The 16761-nt window shown below is 66.4% G+C and carries 15 protein-coding genes; 12 read left to right on the top strand and 3 right to left on the bottom strand.

What is annotated here, in order from left to right:
- Window positions 1–323 precede the first annotated feature (323 nt).
- Entirely contained in the window at window positions 324–1121 is a 798-nt protein-coding gene (hutG, locus tag AWB75_RS31495) for an N-formylglutamate deformylase (RefSeq protein ID WP_061127909.1), read from the bottom strand.
- 28 nt (window positions 1122–1149) lie between these two features.
- Window positions 1150–2130, bottom strand: a complete 981-nt coding sequence (locus AWB75_RS31490) for a LysR family transcriptional regulator (protein ID WP_061127908.1) — start codon at window positions 2128–2130, stop codon at window positions 1150–1152.
- A gap of 257 nt (window positions 2131–2387) precedes the next feature.
- Here AWB75_RS31490 and AWB75_RS31485 point away from each other — a divergent pair, with 257 nt between their 5' ends.
- The 10 genes from AWB75_RS31485 (at window position 2388) to AWB75_RS31440 (ending at window position 13473) form a co-directional block, all read left to right on the top strand.
- A complete protein-coding gene (locus AWB75_RS31485) occupies window positions 2388–3110 on the top strand; it encodes an ABC transporter permease (RefSeq protein WP_087087080.1) in 723 nt (240 codons plus the stop codon).
- Window positions 3107–4291 (top strand): ABC transporter ATP-binding protein, encoded by a 1185-nt coding sequence (locus AWB75_RS31480; protein WP_061127907.1) that lies wholly within the window; start codon window positions 3107–3109, stop codon window positions 4289–4291. The genes AWB75_RS31485 and AWB75_RS31480 overlap by 4 nt, the downstream gene beginning before the upstream one ends.
- Window positions 4288–5004, top strand: a complete 717-nt coding sequence (locus AWB75_RS31475) for an ABC transporter permease (RefSeq protein ID WP_087087078.1) — start codon at window positions 4288–4290, stop codon at window positions 5002–5004. The genes AWB75_RS31480 and AWB75_RS31475 overlap by 4 nt, the downstream gene beginning before the upstream one ends.
- A gap of 23 nt (window positions 5005–5027) precedes the next feature.
- Entirely contained in the window at window positions 5028–5951 is a 924-nt protein-coding gene (locus AWB75_RS31470; protein ID WP_061127906.1) for a glycine betaine ABC transporter substrate-binding protein, read from the top strand.
- A 12-nt stretch (window positions 5952–5963) separates the two neighbouring features.
- A complete protein-coding gene (locus tag AWB75_RS31465; RefSeq protein WP_061127918.1) occupies window positions 5964–6827 on the top strand; it encodes a nitrilase-related carbon-nitrogen hydrolase in 864 nt (287 codons plus the stop codon).
- 79 nt (window positions 6828–6906) lie between these two features.
- Window positions 6907–8166 carry an aromatic ring-hydroxylating oxygenase subunit alpha gene (locus AWB75_RS31460; protein ID WP_200823062.1) on the top strand — a complete coding sequence of 420 codons (1260 nt, stop codon included), beginning with the start codon at window positions 6907–6909 and terminating at the stop codon, window positions 8164–8166.
- The gene (locus AWB75_RS31455) at window positions 8159–9226 is read left to right on the top strand and encodes a hybrid-cluster NAD(P)-dependent oxidoreductase (protein WP_061127905.1); all 1068 of its coding nucleotides are present in this window, start codon (window positions 8159–8161) and stop codon (window positions 9224–9226) included. The genes AWB75_RS31460 and AWB75_RS31455 overlap by 8 nt, the downstream gene beginning before the upstream one ends.
- The gene (locus tag AWB75_RS31450; RefSeq protein WP_235012322.1) at window positions 9223–10584 is read left to right on the top strand and encodes an MmgE/PrpD family protein; all 1362 of its coding nucleotides are present in this window, start codon (window positions 9223–9225) and stop codon (window positions 10582–10584) included. Before AWB75_RS31455 ends, AWB75_RS31450 begins: the two co-directional genes overlap by 4 nt.
- A gap of 8 nt (window positions 10585–10592) precedes the next feature.
- Window positions 10593–12221 carry an FAD/NAD(P)-dependent oxidoreductase gene (locus AWB75_RS31445; RefSeq protein ID WP_061127904.1) on the top strand — a complete coding sequence of 543 codons (1629 nt, stop codon included), beginning with the start codon at window positions 10593–10595 and terminating at the stop codon, window positions 12219–12221.
- Window positions 12222–12279: 58 nt separating this feature from the next.
- Window positions 12280–13473 (top strand): NAD(P)/FAD-dependent oxidoreductase, encoded by a 1194-nt coding sequence (locus AWB75_RS31440; RefSeq protein WP_061127903.1) that lies wholly within the window; start codon window positions 12280–12282, stop codon window positions 13471–13473.
- Window positions 13474–13478: 5 nt separating this feature from the next.
- Here AWB75_RS31440 and AWB75_RS31435 read toward each other — a convergent pair whose 3' ends face one another.
- A complete protein-coding gene (locus tag AWB75_RS31435; protein WP_087087076.1) occupies window positions 13479–14534 on the bottom strand; it encodes a GlxA family transcriptional regulator in 1056 nt (351 codons plus the stop codon).
- A gap of 73 nt (window positions 14535–14607) precedes the next feature.
- Here AWB75_RS31435 and AWB75_RS31430 point away from each other — a divergent pair, with 73 nt between their 5' ends.
- Both AWB75_RS31430 and AWB75_RS31425 read left to right on the top strand, forming a co-directional pair.
- Window positions 14608–15609, top strand: coding sequence for a LysR family transcriptional regulator (locus AWB75_RS31430; protein ID WP_061127915.1), 1002 nt, complete (start codon window positions 14608–14610; stop codon window positions 15607–15609).
- A 129-nt stretch (window positions 15610–15738) separates the two neighbouring features.
- The gene (locus tag AWB75_RS31425; protein WP_061127902.1) at window positions 15739–16761 is read left to right on the top strand and encodes an ABC transporter substrate-binding protein; all 1023 of its coding nucleotides are present in this window, start codon (window positions 15739–15741) and stop codon (window positions 16759–16761) included.

The following is a 16761-nucleotide window of genomic DNA, read 5'->3' as shown; positions in this document are numbered from 1 at the left end:
AAGCATGAAGGGATTGAACCGAAAAACCGGACATTTCTAACGAGCCAGCCATCGGACATTTCAATTTAGCCGTGACAGTGGCTAACTAGTAGGCGCGCCCGGCTTGCGTTTCCCGTAATACTAAAGAGCGTGCGCGCTTCCTTCGAACGCTAGCTTCGGTGTATCGATGAAGGCGAGAAGCCGCGTGAATTGAGCTTCCTGCGCACCGACGCCGCGGTGATGGCATCGTGCAGATCAGCGCGATCGCGTTCGGCTTTGGCGTGCGCGCGCCGGGGCGGCGGCGCGTGCCGTGGCCACTGAGCTGCGGATCGATCGTTAGCCGATCAATTCAACGCCACGACCGCATCGAGCGCGCCGCCGACCATCGCGCGCAGCGTCGGCTGGATAGCTTCGGCTTTCTCCGGCAGATACACGAACGGCGGCGCTTCGTCCATATACACGGACTGGCACATTTCCAGTTGCACCGCGTGAATCCCGTCCTGCGGCGCGCCGTAATGGCGCGTGATGAAGCCGCCCTTGAAGCGCCCGTTCGCGATCCACGTGTAATCGCTTTGCGCGGCCGCATCCGTCACGGCCTTCGTCACCGATTCCGCCGCCGTCCTCCCATCCTGCGTGCCGATGTTCAGGTCTGGCAGCTTGCCGTCGAAAAGACGCGGCAGCACGCTCGCGATCGAGTGCCCTTCCCACAGCAGCACGTTCGCGTGCCGCTCGCGCAGGCGCGCAAGTTCGGCGGCGATCGCATCGTGATGCGGCTGCCAGTACGCCGCGACGCGACGCTGCTTTTCGGCGACATCGGGCGCGCAGCCTTCGCGATACACCGGCTCGCCGCGAAACGTCAGATCGGGGCACAGGCCGGTCGTCGTCTGTCCCGGATACAAGCTTTCATCGGACGATGGCCGGTTCAGGTCGATCACATAACGCGACACGCGCGCGCCAAGAATCGTCGCGCCAAGTTCCCGCGCGAACGCGTAGAGCCGGTCCAAATGCCAGTCGGTATCGGCGACCGTCAGCGCGATATCCGTGTATTGCCCGCGCAAATCGCCGGGAATCGCCGTGCCGAGATGCGGGATCGAAAGCAGGAGCGGCGCATCGCCGCGTTGCAGCGTGTAGAGATCGTCCATGAGAGAAGTCGTCAGCAAGGAAAGGAAGTCATATCAGCGCATGGTCCGGCAGCGTCGGCACGGCGCGCATGAGTGCCGGGCGAATCAGGTGATCGAGCACGCGGCGCGTGAGCGCGACGGTTTCATCGACGAAATCGTTCCACTCGCCTTGCCGATGCAGCACGAAAAATTCGCGCCGCGCGAGGCGCCCTTCGGGCAGCGGCAAGACGGCGATCTCGTCGAGATAATGCCGCGCCTGCCATAGGCACAAGGGCGTCGAAATGGCGAAGCCGAGTTTCGCGCTGACGAGACTGAGCAGCGGATCGGTGGCATCGAACTCGTATCGGCGCGGACTGTCGATGCCCAGATGCCGCGCGAAGCGATCGACCTGCTGGCCGATGACCGAGCGCGCCGTATAGCGGATCAGCGGCAGTTCATCGGCGAGCGCGCGCCACGCCGATGCATCGTGCGAAAGCGCCTCGCGTTCCTCGAGCCAGCCGCGCGACACCACGGCGACGAACGCCTCCGAGAACAACGGCACCTCGACGATGCGCGTGTCGTTCAGCGCGGTCTGCGTACACACGACGACATCAACTTCGCGCGCGTGCATCTGTGCCGATAAACCGGGCGTCAGACCCGACCACAACGCGATCTGCCGTGCGGGGCCGGACATCGCGCGGATCAGTTCGGGGCCGACGGTCGCCGCGAACGAATCCACGCAGCCGAGCCGCAAGGGCAACGCGAGCGCGAGCGACGCATCGCCGATGCGCGCGCTCACCCGCTTCGCGTGATCGAGCAGCGGACTGGCGAGTTCGAGCAGCGCGAGCCCCGCGCGATTCGGACGCGGCGGACGGCTGTCGCGATCGAAAAGGCCCGCGCCCTGCTCGCGCTCCAGCGCCGCGATCGACTGGCTGACCGCGCTCTGGCTCAGACCGAGGCGGCGCGCCGCCGCCGTCATCGAGCCGGTCTCGCAGACCGCGACGAACGCCTGCAGCGCGCGCAGGTCGAGCGGAGTTGGGATGCGTCTCATCGAAGCTCCGTGATTCTGCCTATTCATGGCGGGCATGGGCGGTGCCCATCATGCATTCATCGGATGCACGCGATCGCTTCATCAGCGAACCGGCGGGAACGAGCATCAGTTTGCCTTATGCAAAATGGTTGCGCGATGTCGGACATATCTTGGCCGCGTCGGATTAGTGACAACAGATGTCGAGTTTGTGTTGGTTCAACCGATTTTGGCCCGGTACATTCGACCAACGCTGGCATCGGGATGCGCGGGAGGCTGCAGTGGATACGCTGTTTTTCGTCTGGAATAACGCGGCATCGATCGGGCACATGCTGGTCGATCACGTGCTGCTCGTGCTGGCCGGGGTCGGCTGCGCGATCGTCACGGGCGTCGCACTCGGCATCGTCATCACGCTCAACGAGCGCCTCGCGCGCGTCGTGCTCTACACCGCCGCGATGCTGATGACGATTCCGTCGATCGCGCTCTTCGGCCTGCTGATTCCGGTGCTGTCGCTGACCGGCCAGGGCATCGGCTTTCTGCCCGCCGCCATCGCGCTTTTTCTCTATTCGCAGTTGCCGATCCTGCGCAACACCTACGCGGCGATCCGCAATCTCGATCCCGCGCTGCGCGAAGCCGCGCTCGGCATGGGCATGACGCCGTGGCAGCGGCTCTATCGCGTCGAAATGCCGATCGCCGTGCCGATCATCATGGCGGGCGTGCGCATGGCCGTGGTGATGAACATCGGCATCGCGGCGATCGCGACGTATATCGGCGCGGGCGGGCTCGGGCGGCTCATCAGCCGCGGCATTTCGCAGTCGGACCCGCGTCAGCTCGTGGCGGGCGCGGTGATCGTCGCGCTGCTCGCGATCCTCGCCGATCTCGGCCTCGTCGCGCTGCAATGGCGTCTCACGCCGCAAGGCATGCGGCCGCGCCGCGCGCGTTTTCTCTGGCGGCGCGGTGCGCCCTTCACCAGCACGGCGGTCCAATCGGCGGAGGCACGATGATCGATCTTCGGAACCTGACGAAGCGCTTCGAGTCGCGCGGCGCGAAGCCGGTCGTCGACGATATCTCGATGACCGTCGAGGAAGGCGAACTGTGCGTACTGCTCGGCCCGTCCGGCTGCGGCAAGACCACGACGCTCAAGATGATCAACCGCCTCGTGCAGCCGACCTCGGGCCAGATCCTGATCGGCGGCGCCGATACGGCGGGCTTCGATATCGTCGAGCTGCGGCGGCGCATCGGCTACGCGATCCAGCAGGTCGGCCTGTTTCCGAACATGACGGTCGCGGAGAATATCGGGCTCGTGCCGCAGATGCTCGGCTGGGACAAGCCGCGCATCCGCGCGCGCACGGAAACGCTGCTTGCGATGGTCTCGCTCGATCCGGCGACCTACATGCCCGCGTATCCGCGCGATCTGTCGGGCGGGCAGCAGCAGCGCGTCGGCGTGGCGCGCGCGCTCGCCGCCGATCCGCCGGTCATGCTGATGGACGAGCCGTTCGGCGCGATCGATCCGATTAACCGCACGTCGATTCAGGACGAGTTCCGCCACATCCAGAAGAGCCTCAAGAAGACCGTGATGTTCGTGAGCCACGACATCGACGAGGCCATGAAAATGGGCGACAAGGTCGCGATTTTCCGCGACGGCAAGATCGAGCAGATGGCGAGTCCGGACGAACTGCTTGCGCGTCCGGCGAGCGCGTTCGTCGCGGATTTCGTCGGCGCCGACCGCGCGTTGAAGCGTCTGCGCCTGATGCGCGCGGCCGATGCGGCGCTGGAACCGGCGCGCGTCGCCCGCTGCGGTTTTCCGAGCGAGGATGCGCGTGCGCTGCTGCGCAACCATCTCGCCGATACGCTCGTCGTGCTCGATGCGCAGGACAAGCCCGTCGGCCATGTCGGTCCGATGGAACTCGCCGCCGGCGGCGCGACGCTTGACGCCGCGCAAGTGCGCGCGCTGCCCGCCGTCGTGCGCGCGAGCGACGATCTGCGCTCGGTCATGTCGATGTTGCTCGCGCACGGCGCAAGCTGGCTGCCGGGCGTCGACGCGGACGGACGCTTCATCGGTTACGTGACGCACGAACGCATCGCGTCGATGGCGCGCGGTGCGTGCGCGTCGGGCGAGGCATCGCCGCACGCGATCGCGGCCGCGCCCGATGCAGCCGAACTCGCGGTCGGAGCGGCGCGATGAATCCCCGCTTCGCGCGAATCGTGGCCGGCGCGTCGATCGCGCTGCTCAGCGCATCGGCGCGTGCGGACAACTGGTTCGCATCGATCGGGCAGTATCGCGCGGACATCGTGTATCAGGCGGGCCAGCAAATGCTGATGGTGCTGATCGCGGGCGTCGCGGCGATTCTCGTCGCGGTTCCGGCAGGCATCTGGCTGAGCCGTCCCGGCAACGGCCGCGCCGCGCATTTCGTGATGTTCACGCTCAACGCGGGCCAGGCCGTGCCGAAACTCGCGATCCTCGCGCTCGCGATGAGCGTGCTCGGCATCGGCGCGAAGCCCGCAATTCTCGCGCTGTGGCTCGCCACGCTGCTGCCCATCGCGATGAACACCTACGAAGGCATCCGCGCCGTGCCGCCCGCGATGATCGAGGCGGCCAACGGCATCGGCATGACGCAATGGCAGATTCTGCGCAAGGTCGAACTGCCCAACGCGATGTTCGTGATTCTCGCGGGCGTGCGCACCGCGCTCGCGATCACCGTCGGCACCGCGCCGCTCGCGTTTCTCGTAGGCGGCGGCGGGCTCGGCGAACTCATCTTCACCGGCATCGACCTGAACGATTTCTCGATGCTGCTTGCCGGCGCCATTCCGACCGCCCTTCTCGCGGTCGCCACCGACCTGTTCGTCGCGCAGCTTCAGCACTGGCTCGTGCCGCGCGGCGTCAGTCCTCAACGTTGATCCTTCTCCCGGAACCGAAGCCCATGTTCAAGCCGCTTTTGTCACGCAAGCCGTGGTCGCGCCTCGTCGGCGCAACGCTCTTCGCGCTCGCCCTCGGCGCGTTCGGCGCGAGCCAGTCCGCGCGGGCGGCATCGACCATCACCGTCGGCGGGAAGAACTTCACGGAGCAGGTCCTGCTCGCGGAAATGACCACGGAACTGCTGAAGGCAAAGGGCTTCGATGTCGTGAAGAAGGACGGCATGGGCAGCACGGTGCTACGTCAGGCGCAGGAGAACGGACAAGTCGACGTGTACTGGGAATACACCGGCACGTCGCTCATCACCTACAACAAAGTCACCGACAAGCTCGATCCGCAGCAAACCTACGCGCGCGTGAAGGAACTCGATGCGCAGAAGGGTCTCGTCTGGCTCGATCCTTCGAAGGCGAACGATACCTACGGCCTCGCGATGAACCGCGACGTCGCGCAGAAGCTCGGCATCGCGACGCTCAGCGATCTCGCGAAGGTGCTCGACAGCGGCAAGGAACTGACCTTCGCGTGCAATTCCGAGTTCTACGCGCGGCCCGACGGCCTGCGTCCGCTGGAGAAGGAATACGGCTTTCACTTCGGGCCGTCGCAGATCAAGCGGATGGATTCGGGCCTCACGTATCAGGCGCTGAAGGATCGTCAGGTCGACACCGCGCTCGTCTTCACGACCGATGGCCGCGTGCCCGCGTTCAACTTCATCGTGCTGCGCGACGACAAGAACTTCTTCCCCGCCTACGCGCTCACGCCCGTCGTGCGCAAGGCGACGCTCGACGCCAATCCGAAGCTCGCCGACATACTCAACGCGCTCTCCGCCAAGCTCGACGACGCGACGATGGCGCGCTTGAACGCCGAAGTCGACGTGCAGAAGAAGTCGCTCGGCGATGTCTCGGGCGCGTTCCTCAAGTCCGCCGGCCTGCTCTGACCGATGCGCGCGATGGAACCCTTGCTCGTCGCGGCGGCGCAGCTCGAAACGGTCGCCGGCAATCTCGCGGCGAACCTCGCGTCGCATCGGCGGATGATCGAAACGGCGGCCGCGCGCGGTGTGCGCCTGCTCGTGTTTCCCGAGTTGTCGCTCTCCGGGCACGCGGCGGGCGAGCACGCGCTGAAGCTCGCCATCACGCGCGACGACCGCGCGCTGCTCGAACTCGCGCGCGACTGCACGACGCTGTGCGCGGTCGTCGGCTTCATCGAGGAAGCGCCGGGCGCGTTGTTCTACAACAGCGTCGCGACGCTGCATGCCGGGCGCGTCGTGCACGTGCATCGAAAGATTGCGCTGGCGACGTATGGCCGGCTCGACGACGGCAAGTTCTACGGACACGGCGAACGTCTCGATCAGTTCGCGTTGCCCGGCGATCCGCGCTGGCGCGTCGCGACGCCGATCTGCGCCGACCTGTGGAGTCCCGCGCTGATGCATCGCCTCGCGCGCGACGGCGCCACGTTGTGCGCCGCGCCGGTGAGTTCCGCCGTCGAAGCCGTCGGCAGCGAATTCGACAATCCGCGCGGCTGGGACACCGTGTTGCGCGCACATGCGCTCGTCTACGGCTTGCCGGTCGTGTTCGCGAATCGCGTCGGCCAGGAAGGCGCGCTGCATTTCTGGGGCGGCTCGCGCATCGTCGGTCCGCGCGGCGAGATCCTCGCGCAAAGCGAGTCGCCGCGCGAGGAGCTCGTTGTTGCATCGCTCGATTACGACGCCGTGCGCAACGCGCGTTTCGATCTGCCGACGGTGCGCGACGCCCGCGCCATCGATACGATTCTCGCGCAGCGTGCGCCCGGAAGCGACATCGTGTCGGTTTCGTGATCGGGTTGGTCGTCTGCCTGTTGGCATCGGCGAAATCGGCGGCAGACAATCGATTCAACTGATCGTTCGCACGGAGAGCATGACGATGATCGACCCGACGCGCGTGCGCGCCGCCCTCGCGCAACGCCGCGACAATTTCTCGCTGCCGCAGCCGTTCTATACCGACGACGCCTTTCACCAGCTCGATATCGACGCGGTCTTCAACGACGAATGGCTCTTCGCGTGCAATGGCTGCGAGTTGCGCGAGCCGGGCGATTATCTGACGCTCGAAATCGGTCCGACTTCCGCGATCGTGCTGCGCGATAACGACGGCGAGATTCGCGCGTTCTTCAATACGTGCCGGCATCGCGGCTCGCGCATCTGTCTCGATGAAAAAGGCCACGCGCATCGCCTGACGTGCGCGTATCACCAGTGGGTCTACGAACTCGATGGCTCGCTGCTGCATGCGCGGCAGATGCCCGCGGGCTTCGAGCGCGAAGCGTATGGCTTGCGGCCCGTGCATGTCGAAATCGTGTGCGGCATGGTCTATATCTGCCTCGCCGATACGCCGCCCGACATCGCGCGCTTTCGCGACGCCGTGACGCCGTACATCGCGCCGCATCAGCCGTGGCGCACGAAAGTCGCCGCCGTCTCGACGATGATCGAGGACGCGAACTGGAAGCTCGTCATCGAGAACAATCGCGAGTGCTATCACTGCGCGGGCAATCATCCGGAACTGCTCGCGACGCTGATCGAATTCGCCCTGCCCGACGATACCGCCGGCTCGCGCGACTTCCGTTTGCTGATGGACGCGCAAGCCGCGAAGTGGGAACGTCACGGCCTGCCGCATCTGCCCGCCGATGGCGGCGACGAGTTCCGCTGCATCCGGCTGCCATTTCATCGCGGCGCGGTGTCGTTCACGCCGGACGGATCGCCCGCGTGCGCGAAGCTGCTCGGCGATCTCACCGAACCCGATCTCGGTTCGGTGCGCATGTTCCGCGTGCCGAACAACTGGAATCACTTTCTCGCGGATCACATCATTCACTTTCGGATTCTGCCGCTGTCGGCGTCGCGCACGATGCTGCGCACGACCTGGCTCGTGCATGAGGACGCGGTCGAAGGCGTCGATTACGACATCGACAATCTGACCTCGGTGTGGAACGCGACCAACGCGCAGGACGCGCGGCTCGCGGCAAACAATCAGCTCGGCGTCGGGTCCATCGCTTATACGCCGGGTCCGTATGCGCCGTCCGAATTCATGCTGCGCAACTTCACCAACTGGTATGCGAACAAGCTCGCGTCGTATCTCGACGGCACGCATGCGCATCGTTCGATCGAACTGAAGGTGTCGAATGGCTGACGTGCTGACCGAAGCGCAAACGCTGATCGTGTCCGACGAAGCGCAGGCGCGCACGCTCGAATGCATCGCCGTGCGCGACGAAGCGCCGGGCGTCAAGACGTTTCGCCTGCGCGATCCGCACGCGGATGGCGCGCGCCGCTTCGCGCCCGGTCAGGCGATGCTGCTCACGCTCGATATCGACGGCGTGCGTCACGACCGCACGTTTTCGATCGCGTCGTCACCCGTCGAGCGCGACGTGCTCGAACTCACGATCAAGGCGCAGGCGGACGGCATCGTCACGCGCTGGCTGCACGAGCGTCTGACGCCGGGAACACGCATCGAAGCGCGCTATCCGCTCGGCCGCTTCACGCTCGACGCAGCGAACGCGGCGCCGCTTGCCTTTGTATCGGCGGGATCGGGCGCATCGCCGCTGATGTCGATGTTGCGGACGCTCGCGCATAGTCAGCCGGATGCGGAAGTCGCGTGGCTGCATAGCGCGCGCAACGCCGCCGACATTCTTTTCGCCGATGAACTCGCGGCGCTTCAGTCGCGCATGCCGAATCTGAAGGTCAGCGTGTGGTTGAGTGCGCCCGCGCCGGGCTGGTTCGGCTTGCGTGGACGCATCGCGCGCGGCACGCTCTGGGCGATCGCGCCCGACTTCGGACGCCGCACCGTGTATTGCTGCGGACCGGCGGACTTCATGCAGAGCATCCGGCAGATTCACGCGGCCGAAGGCGCACGGCGCGCGGCGTTTCATATCGAGCATTTCGGGCCCGTGCCCGTCGAGGCGCCGCAACACGATGTCTCGGCATCGCCGGATGCCGTTCATCACGCCACGCTGGGCGATAAACGCTTCGACGTGCGCGCGGGCGAAACGCTGCTCGTCGCCGCGACGCGCCAGCAAGTCGTGATTCCGTGCGGCTGCGCGAGCGGCTTGTGCGGCACGTGCAAGGTACGCCGCGTGTCGGGCGTCGTATCGATGCAGCACGCAGGCGGTTTAGCGGCCGCCGAGGAAGCGCAGGGCTTCATTCTCGCGTGCTCCAGCCGTCCATCCACCGACGTCGAAATCGCCTTCCGATGATGAAGCCAACTCCGCCACTGCAAGACGACGCCAGCCGCTTCACGCACGCGTTGCGCTTCGACATGCTGCCCGATGCCGTCGTGCGCGATGCGCAGCGCCGCCTGCTCGACCTCTTCGCCGTCGCGGCGGCGGGCGCATCGACGCGCATGTCGTCGATTGCGCGCGAACACGCGCTCGATTGCTTCGCGGCGGGCCGCACGCCCGCGCGCATATTGTTCGACGGGCGCATCGCGAGCGCGGCGGGAGCGGCCTTCGCGGGCGCGGCGACCATCGACAGTTTCGACGGCCACGACGGCCACGCGCTCACCAAGGGGCACGCCGGCGTCACCGTGCTGCCCGCGCTGCTCGCAATGACCGAACGCGTGCCCGGCATGAGCGGGCGCGAATTCATCGTGCAGACGGTGCTCGGCTACGAACTCGGCACCCGCGCGGGCATCGCGCTGCATGCGACGAGCCGCGAATATCACACGTCGGGCGCGTGGAATGCGCTCGCGGCGGCGGCCATCGCGAGCCGCGCGCTCGGCTTCGACGTGCCCATGACGCGTCATGCGCTCGGCATCGCGGAGTATCACGGGCCACGCTCGGACATGATGCGCTGCATCGATCATCCGACGATGCTGAAGGACGGCTCGTGCTGGGGCGCGCTCGCGGGCATCAGCGCGGCGCTGCTCGCCTCGCGCGGCTTCACCGGCGCGCCGGCGACGACCGTCGAACGCGACGCGCCCGCGATCTTTGCTGATCTCGGCGAGCGCTGGCTGATCCTCGAACAGTATGTGAAGCCGTATCCGGTATGCCGCTGGGCGCATCCGTCGATTGCGGCGGCGCTCGCGGTGCGCGCGCAGGCCGCCTTCGACGCGATCAACATCGAACGTGTGGAAATCGAAACTTTTCACGAAGCGAAGCGCCTGTGGTCCGACGCGCCGCGCACCACCGAGGAAGCGCAATACGGCGTGCTGTTTCCCGTCGCCGCCGCGTTGCTGCATGGCCGCGTGGATGCGGACACCATCGGCGATGAAGGACTGATCGATCCCGCCGTGCGCGCGCTGCTGCCGCGCCTCGTCACGCACGAGCGCGCGGACTTCAACGCGGCGTTTCCCGCCGAGCGCTGGGCGCGCGTGACGGTCGAACTGCGCGATGGCCGGCGCCTCGACTCCGGCGCGATGCAGGCGAGCGGCGATCCCGCGCGCCCGATGACGCCCGAAGCCGAACGCGGCAAGTTCCGCGCGTTGACCGGAGCGTGCTTCGGCGCACGCTTCGCAAGCGAACTCGAAGCCGCCGTCGATGCGCTCGCCGAACCTCACGCGAGCGCATCGACGATATGCGAACTCGTGCTGAACGCGCCCAACCTTACGCAATGAGAGTCTCGATGGACAACGAAGCCATGCAAACGCCGTTCTACGATCCCGCATCCGTCGCGGGCAAGGCGCCGCCCGTCGATGAATCGACCGATCTGCTGATCGTCGGCGCGGGTCCGGCGGGCATCGCGGCTGCGCTCGAAGCGGCGGGCCGCGGCGTCAGCGTGACGCTCGTCGATGAAAACCCCGTGCCGCTCGACACGATGGGCGAGGACGTGCCGCTGCATTTCGGCGGCCGCATGGGCGCTGTGGCGGGCAACGCCAACGCGATGCTCGAAGCCATGCTCGACGCGCGCCCCGAACTCGGCGATGCGCTGGAAGCGGGCGTCGACGTGAAGCTCGGCACGGCGGTCTGGGGCCTCTTTCCGCACGGCCCGGCGAGCGCGTGGATGGACACGCACGTTGCCGGTCTCGCCGATGCATCGCGTACGTGGCTCATCGGCTTCAAACAGGTGATCGTCGCTTCCGGACGGCGCGACATGGGCCTCGCCTTCGACGGCTGGCAGCGTCCCGGCGTGATGGGCGCGAGCGCCGCGTGGCGGCTCGCCGTGCTCTACGGCGCACTCGATGCGCGCCGCGCCGTGCTGGTCGGCAGCGACACGCACGCGCTGAACATCGCCGTCGATCTGATGTCGCGCGGCGTGCGGATCGTCGCGGTGATCGAACAGTCCGATGCGATCGTCGGCGATGCCGCGCTCGCGTCGCAACTCGAAGCGGGCGGCGCGCGCTTGCTCACGCGGCACGTCGTGCGGCACGCGCGCGGCGATGCGTACGGCGTCACTTCGGTCGAAGCGGCATCGCCCCATGCGGACACATCGGTCACGTTCGAATGCGATACCGTGCTGCTCGGCATCGCCGCGCTACCCGCGATCGAACTGCTCGAAGCGGCCGGTTGCGCCACGACATTCGATGCCGCGCGCGGCGGTCACGTCGCCAATGTCGATGCGATGCAGCGCACGTCGCTGCCGTTCGCGTATGCGGCGGGCGACTGCGCGGGCGTGTGGGCATCGAAGAGCCGCGATTACGGCATCGCGCGGGAAGAAGGCCGGCGCGCGGCGCGTTCGGCGCTCGATGCTCCGGGCGTTTGCGGCATCGCGCACGTCACGCAGCCCGACGCGCCCGCGCACGACATTGCCGCGGCGCGCGTGGCATGGGTGCGCGCGAGCGTGCTCGGCGCGGCGGGCGAGCCGTTCGTGTGCCAGTGCGAGGAAGTCACCGCGCGCGAAATCCTCGACGTGCGTCCGCCGCGTTATCTCGACTGGCATCCCGCCGACGCCGCGCACGACACTCGCGGCGTCGCCGAACTCGCACGCAGCGGCCCGCCGAATCCCGATGCGGTCAAGCGGCTCACGCGCGCCTGCATGGGTCCGTGTCAGGGCCGCCGATGCCGCGAACAAGTGGCGGCGCTGCTTGCGATCGGCTCCGGCTGCGCGCTGCCGCGCATTCCGCTCGCGACCTTCCGCGCGCCGGTGCGTCCGCTGGCGCTGCGGCAACTCGCGGACGTGGCCGAAGCCTCGTCGACGGGCTCGCATTGGGATAGCTGGTTCGGCATGGCGTCGCAATGGGTGCCATTCTGGCGCGTCGATCCGCTGTATCGCGCGGGCACGCGGCAGACCGGAGAACCGGTGGCGAGCGAATAGCGGCATCGTTTTTACGTCGACATTACCAGGCCAATCACGCAATCGAAGGCGCGCAAGCATGAACACATCGGCAGCAGACAAACTCAAAGGCGCATCGGTGGTCATCGTCGGCGGCGGCGTGACGGGGCTCTCAGCGGGATGGTGGCTCGCGCGCGAGGGCATCGACGTGCTCGTGCTCGAAGCGGGCATGATCGGCTGGGGTGCGTCGGGACGTAACGGCGGCGGCTGCTCGCATCATCACAGCCCGCTCTTCATGGAAGAACAACGACTCTGGCCGATGATGGACGACCTGCTCGGCTATCCGACGGAGTTTTGCCGCGAGCGCATCCGCATTGCGCTCGACGAACATCAGTTCCGGCTGTATCGCCGGGCGCTCGAAAACGGCGAGCATCACGGCCTGCGCTCCGAAGTGCTCGATGCAAGGCAGGTGCGCGAACTCGTGCCGCTCGCGGGCGACAACGTTTATGCCGGTTATTTCTATCACTTCGGCGGACATGCGAATCCGCATCGCACGTTGCAGGCCTATGTGTGGGCGATGGAAGATCACGGCGCGCGCATCCTGCAACATACGCCGGTGACAGGCTTCGTCACGCAAGGCGGCCGCGTGAGCGCCGTGCAGACACCGAACGGAGACTTCGCCTGCGATCATCTCGTGATCGCGGCCGGGCCGCATACGGGCGTGCTCGCGGCGCAACTCGGCATCGACGTGCCGCTCGCGGCGGCGCGCGCGGAGATGATCGTCACCGAGCCGCTTCCGCTGATGCCGCTCGGCGGCGTCGACGGCAACGGCCTCTACGGACGGCAGACGCTGCGCGGCAATCTCGCGTTCGGCGGCGGTCCGCACGAATGGATCGGACTCGATGACGTGCGCAACGTGCGCGCGCATTCGACGCCGCTTCAATGCAGCATCGCCGCACGGCTCGCGGCGCTGCTGCCGAAGGCCGCGCACGCGAAGGTCATCCGCAGTTGGGCGGGCTATATCGAGAACACGCCGGATGGACGGCCCGTGATCGATCGTCCGGCTGCGCAAGAGAACGTGACGGTCGCGACGTTATCGAGCGTGGGCTTCGGCCTGTCGCCGGCGAGCGGCCACGCGATCCGCGATCTGGTCGTCGACGGGCGATGCGGATTCGCCGATCTCTCGTCGCTGTCGCTTGCGCGCTTCGCGCATCTGGAACCGGACTGGCGCGAACTTCAAGGCTGGCTGCCGCTGCCGCTGCGAGCCACGGCGCCGGTGCTCGAAACCGCATAAGCGCGTCACGATCTCGGCTGCGCCGCGCGCAACTCCGTCGGACTGATGCCGTACGCGCGACGCACCCAGCGCGCCAGATGCGACGGCGACGCGAATCCCGTCGCCACGGCGACATCGGCGACGGGCACGCTCGAATAGGTCAGCATGTCGTGCGCGCGCTCCAGCCGCAACTGCACGTAATAGCGCGCGGGCGTTGCGTTCAGATGCCGCAGAAACAGACGCTCCATCTGCCGCGACGTCATGCCGATGGCCGAGCCGATATCGTTGATCTGCAACGGCGTCTCGACATGCGCGCGCATCATTTCAATGGCCCGGCGGATGCCGCGCGGCAAACTCGCGTGATTCTGATCGCGCCAGCCGCGCTGATCGTCGGCGGTATCGCGCATGCGTTCGTGGTGAAACTGATTGGCGACGCGCACCGCGAGATCGCTGCCCTGCTGCGTCTTGATGAGATGCAGCATCATGTCCATCGCGGCGATGCCGCCCGAGCACGTCATGCGGTCGCGATCGATCTCGAACACCTTGCTGCTGCATAGCAGATCGGGAAACGCCTCCGTGAACGCGGGGAGATTTTCCCAGTGGATCGTGCAATGGTAGCCGTCGAGCAAGCCGGCGAGCGCGAGCAGATAGGTCGCCGTCGAAAGCGAACCGATGACCGCCTGCGTGCGCGCCGCGCGCTTCAACGCCGCGACGAAGGCCGGTTCGAGCGGGGGCGCGAGACGCAGGCCACCGCAGACGAACACGTAATCGGCGTCCTTGTACACGTCGTCGAACGGGCGCGCCGCGAGCGCAATGCCGCTCGACGAATGCACCGGCTCGCCGTCGAGACTCGCGAGCGTCCAGTCGTAAAGCGTGTCGCCCGCGAGGCGATTGGCCGAGCGCAGCGGCTCGATGGCGGACGAGAGGCTCATCATCGACAAGCCGTCCGCGAGCAGAAACACGAACCGGCGCGGCCCGGCATCGGACGAACGAGAGTGAGAGATCAAAGCGCGGCGCGTGAGATGGACGATGAAAACCTCCGCGTAAGCGAAGGCGCCTTGTTCGATGCGTGTGTCCGTCATTATCGCCGCGAAAATACCCGTGCGAACAGGGCGCGGCGAGGCTTATACGGCAGAATGGGCGCGGGAGGAAACCATGCGAAACACTTTCGTCGGGGTGGACCTGCGTGCACTGCAGGCGTTCGTCGCGGTCTGCGAAACGCGTTCGATGACCGAGGCCGCGCGCGTGCTGGGCGTCACGCAAAGCGCGGTGAGCCAGCTCATCGCGGCACTCGAACGCGAACAGGGCGTGGCGCTGTTCGATCGCGAGTTCAGGCCGGTGCGGCCCAACGCGGCGGGCCGCATTCTGCTCGAACAGGCGGGCGGGCTGCTCGAACATGCGCAGGCGGTTTCGCATAACGTGCGCAACGCGACGAGCGAAGGCGTGCCGAGCCTGCGCATCGGCTGCGTGGATTCGTTCGCGGCGAGCGTCGGGCCGCATCTCGTGCGGCGCCTGTCCGATCGCATGAAGGCGCTTTCGATGTGGTCCGGCCTCACGCCGACGCTTAGCGAACAACTCGCCAATCGCGAACTCGATCTCGCCATTTGCACCGAAGCGACGCTCGATCCGCGCCGCGTCGAATTGCGTCCCCTGTTCTCGGAGACGTTCGTCGCCGTTGCGCCGAGAACGTTCGGCCCGGGCCGCAAGCCGTGCGACTTTCACGACGTCGTGCGCGAACTGCCGCTGTTGCGTTACACGGGACGCTCGCTGATCGGGCAACAGGTCGAGCGGCTCGTCAAGCACATGAACTTCCATGCGCCCAACCGCTACGAGTTCGACGACACCGATCCGCTGCTCAGTCTCGTCGCGTCCGGCTTCGGCTGCGCGATCACATCGCCGCTGTGTCTGTGGCAATCGCGCGCGCATCTGCCGGACGTGACGGTCGTGCCGCTGCCCGCCACGCGCATCGGGCATCGACACTTCTACATTCTCACGCGCCGCTCCGAATGGTCCACGATGGCCGATGCCGTGTCGCGCGAGTCCATCGCGGTCGCGCGCGACGTCATCGCGCCGGGATTGCACGCCGCGCTGCCCGGCATGCCCGCCCAACTCTTCGACGTCTACGCGCATGACTTCCGTGCGCAAGGCGCAGCATGAAATTAGCGGAACTGCTTCAAAACATAAGAGTTTCTGATTTGGTCAGATGGCTTAATGACCGGGCGACGTTCGCTACTACCATCGGGAACAGACCGCCGGACCCACCTCTCATTCAGACAGGGCATAACGATGACAAGCAATCGCCGTACATTTCTGAAGCAGGCATCCTGGATCGGCGCCGCTGCGGCCACGGCGGGTTTCGGCGCGGGATTCGCGCCACTCGCGCGCGCGGCGACGCCCGTGAACTACGGCGGCTCGGCGTGGCTCGGCCACTACGCGGCGTATGTCGCGATGAAGACCGATATCTTCACGAAGCTCGGCATCGACTGCCGCTGGCAATCGTTCTCGACGTCCTCGGCGCGCATGGGCGCGGTGATGGCGGGCAATATCGATATCGCGGGCACGGGCGTCGTCTCGGCGCTCGCGCTGATGGCCAACGGCGCGAAGCAGTTTCAACTCATCTCCACGCCCAATAACTTCGGCAAGTCCGAAGGGCTGCTCGTGCGCAGCAACGTGAAGTCGCTCGCTGATCTCAAGGGCAAGAAGATCGGCGTCACGTATGCATCGAGTTCGCATGTGCTGCTGCTCGACGTGCTGCGTCAGGCCAACATGGACCCGGCCAAGGACGTGAGCATCATCAATCTGCCCGCGAACGAACTGCTCACCGCTTATCGCGGCAATCAGATCGATGCCGCCGCCGCATGGACGCCGACCTTCGACCGCATCAAGGCGCTGCCCGACACCAAGCTCCTGCTCGACGATTCGTCGTTCTCGCTCTACAAGCAGTATCAATTGACGCCGGGACCGGACGTGCTGCTGGTGCGCACGGCGTTCGCGAGCGCGCATCCCGAGGTGCCGAGGGCCTTTCTGCAAGGCATCGCGCAGGCCAGCGACATGATGACGCAAAGCCCCGAAAAAGCGGCGCCCATTCTGATGACGCTCACGAATCTGTCGGAAGACGAGCAACTGGCGATCCTCAAGCAGACGCAGTGGTATTCGCACGCGCAGCAGAAAGCGCTTTTCGTGAGCAGCGGCGGCAAGCCGGGACCGTTCGTCGATGGCGTGCAGAAGCTCTCCGACATGCTCGTCGATCTGAAGCAGATCGATCAGTCGCCGAAGGTAGCGGACTGGATCAACGCAACTTATCTGTGA

Source organism: Caballeronia catudaia, assembly GCF_001544755.2.
GTDB classification, from domain to species: domain Bacteria; phylum Pseudomonadota; class Gammaproteobacteria; order Burkholderiales; family Burkholderiaceae; genus Caballeronia; species Caballeronia catudaia.
Note: the sequence above shows the minus strand (reverse complement) of the source record. Positions and strands in the feature narration are given on the sequence as shown.